Source organism: Paraburkholderia steynii (assembly GCF_900100565.1).
GTDB classification, from domain to species: Bacteria; Pseudomonadota; Gammaproteobacteria; order Burkholderiales; family Burkholderiaceae; genus Paraburkholderia; species Paraburkholderia terrae.
Map to the genome: position 1 here is coordinate 1 of NZ_FNDI01000076.1, position 2607 is coordinate 2607.

Annotated in this window: 3 protein-coding genes; all 3 read left to right on the forward strand. The window is 61.4% G+C overall.

Annotated features, from left to right (window positions below; translation table 11 throughout):
* The first annotated feature begins 86 nt into the window (after positions 1 to 86).
* The 3 genes from tnpA to tnpC are packed head-to-tail and all read left to right on the forward strand — an operon-like array spanning position 87 to position 2544.
* Positions 87 to 554 (forward strand): IS66-like element accessory protein TnpA, encoded by a 468-nt coding sequence (gene tnpA / locus BLT65_RS46190; RefSeq protein WP_091790702.1) that lies wholly within the window; start codon positions 87 to 89, stop codon positions 552 to 554.
* Positions 554 to 907 (forward strand): IS66 family insertion sequence element accessory protein TnpB, encoded by a 354-nt coding sequence (gene tnpB, locus BLT65_RS46195; protein ID WP_054923779.1) that lies wholly within the window; start codon positions 554 to 556, stop codon positions 905 to 907. Before tnpA ends, tnpB begins: the two co-directional genes overlap by 1 nt.
* Positions 908 to 960: 53 nt before the next feature.
* Entirely contained in the window at positions 961 to 2544 is a 1584-nt protein-coding gene (gene tnpC / locus BLT65_RS46200; protein ID WP_091790703.1) for an IS66 family transposase, read from the forward strand.
* The last annotated feature ends 63 nt before the right edge of the window (positions 2545 to 2607 follow it).

Genomic DNA, 2607 nt, shown 5'->3' on the forward strand with positions numbered 1-2607 from the left:
GTAAGCGCGCAATTTCCCCCACCTAGCTTTTGCGTGTATCAAGAGCCACGATTGCGTCCGCAACCTCTAACTTGCGGACGCAATTTATGACCCGGGATGACCTTTCGTTTTTGCCTTTGCGGGTGACCCGCGTGGGCGTGGGTGGCAAGCGCAGCTTCGATGTGACGGGTAAGCGCCTGCTTGTGGAAGCCTGCCAGCAGCCAGGCGCGTCACTGTCGGGCCTGGCATTGAAGGCCGGGGTGAACGCCAACCAGTTGCGCAAATGGGTTCGACTGCACCGGCAGGCACAAACGCGCGCAAGTAACGACGACATGGACGCGTCACCGTCGGCGTTCGTGCCAGTCATCGCGATTGCCGATCCGGCGCCGGCGCTTGCTTCGATGCATCCCGTGCGCGTGCAGCCAGAACAGCAGTCATCGCGTCTGTCTTCGCGTTCGCCGACATCCGCATGGTTGTCGGCCCAGTTGCCCAATGGTGTGAAACTCGAGCTCGAATGCTCGGAGCGCGACACCGCCCTCGTGAGCGCCATGATCGCGGCATTGGGACGGCGCTGATGTTTCGCTTCGAAGCTGATCTGAAGGTGTTCCTGCACCGCGAACCAATCGACTTCCGGGCCGGCATCAACAGTCTGGTGACGCTGGTCGAGCAATCCATGCAACTGGACCCGTTTGCGCGTGCCGTGTACGCCTTCCACAACCGCAGACGTAACCGGATCAAGCTGCTGCTTTACGAGCGCAACGGTTTCTGGCTGATGCTGCGACGCCTCGAGGAAGATCACTTTATCTGGCCGCGCCGGCAACAGGCGGTCATCGAGCTGACGACCGAGCAGTTGCGCTGGCTGCTCGAGGGTATCGATATCGAGGCAATGCGCCGTCATCCCGCGCGGCGGTACCGCCACGCCAGCTGATGTTACAAATCTGCGTAAACCTGTAGCGCGTTGCATTGGGCTATCCTGGGAGCATGAATGAAGACGACTTCTCCCGATTGCCGCCCGCCGCCCAGGCCTATATCCGTGAGCTTGAGTCACGTAACCGTCAGCTTGGCGAACGCATCGCCCAGCTGGAGGAGCAGTTTCGCCTGGCACAGAGCAAACGCTTCGCGCCCAGCAGCGAGAAGCTGCGTGATCGGGTCTTCGACGAGGCTGAACAGATCGCTGCCACTGAAGCGCATGACGATGACGTCGCGACCGACACCTTCACGCTGCCCGAGACTGGCTTGCCGGATGCGCCGCAACCGACACCGCGCAGTCCTGGACGCAAACCGCTGCCGGCGCATCTGCCACGTCAGCGCATCGAATACGATCTGCCCGATGACCAGAAGATATGCCCGTGCTGCGCACACGAGCTTCATCGTATGGGCGAAGAAATAAGCGAACAGCTGCATATCGAGGTGAAGGCGTCAGTGCTGCAGCATGTGCGTTTCAAGTACGCATGCAGGCATTGCGAGCGCCACGCCGAACGCACGCCGGTGATCACCACACCGATGCCGCCGCAGCCATTGCCGGGCAGCAATGCGAGTGCCGCGATGATCGCCACCGTGACGGCCGGCAAGTATGTCGACGGAACGCCGCTATACCGGATGGCTAACGCATTGGGTCGCGCCGACATCGAAGTCGGACGCGGCACGCTGGCGAACTGGATCATCCGGCCTGCTGAGCTGCACTATAGCCGGCTCTTTGAGGCCTTGCGCGGGACACTGCTGTCGCAGTCACTGATTCACGGCGACGAGACAACAGTGCAGGTACTCAAGGAACCTGGCCGCGCCGCGCAGAGCACGTCATACATGTGGGTCTACCGTAGTGCCGAAGACTGTGCGCAGCCGGTCGTGCTGTTCGACTATCGGCCGGGGCGCGGGCAGGAATATCCTCAGGCGTTCCTCGCCGGCTACAAAGGCCTGCTGATGACAGACGGATACGCCGCCTGGCGCACGCTCGAAGGCCCCACCCACCTGGGCTGCCTGGCTCATGCGCGCCGAGGCTTCGTCGACGCGCTCAAGGGCATGAAGAAACCGGGCGGCCGTGCTTCGCAGGCGCTGGAATACTTCAAGGCGCTGTACCAGGTCGAGGCGCTCGCCAAAGCTGATCCGCCCGAAGGCGAGACGCGCGTTGAATATACGCACCGGCTGCGTCAGCAACACAGCGTGCCACTACTTGAAGCATTCAGAAAGTGGCTGGACGAACAGGCGCCGCAGGTCCTGCCAGAAAGTCTGCTGGGCAAGGCGATCTCATACACGCGCAACCAGTGGGCGTATCTGTGTCGCTACGTGAGCGATGGGCGGGCCCCAGTTGACAATAATGTCATCGAACGCGACATCCGCCCATTCTGTACAGGCAGGGCTTCGTGGCTGTTCAGTGACACGGTTGCCGGTGCGAAGGCGAGCGCCATGATCTACAGCCTTATGCTGACCTGCAGGGCCTGCAACGTCGAACCCTACGCCTATCTCGTGCACGTACTGACCGAATTACCGAAGCGTGCATCGGACGCCGAAGTGACAGATCTCTTGCCGTTCAACTTCGCAAGGCTCACCGTCGCTCCTCGAGCTTGACCTGCCCGACACATCTACCTTCGCGCACGTTTCCAACCTCGGTGTGCTAAATCGCGCGCTTAC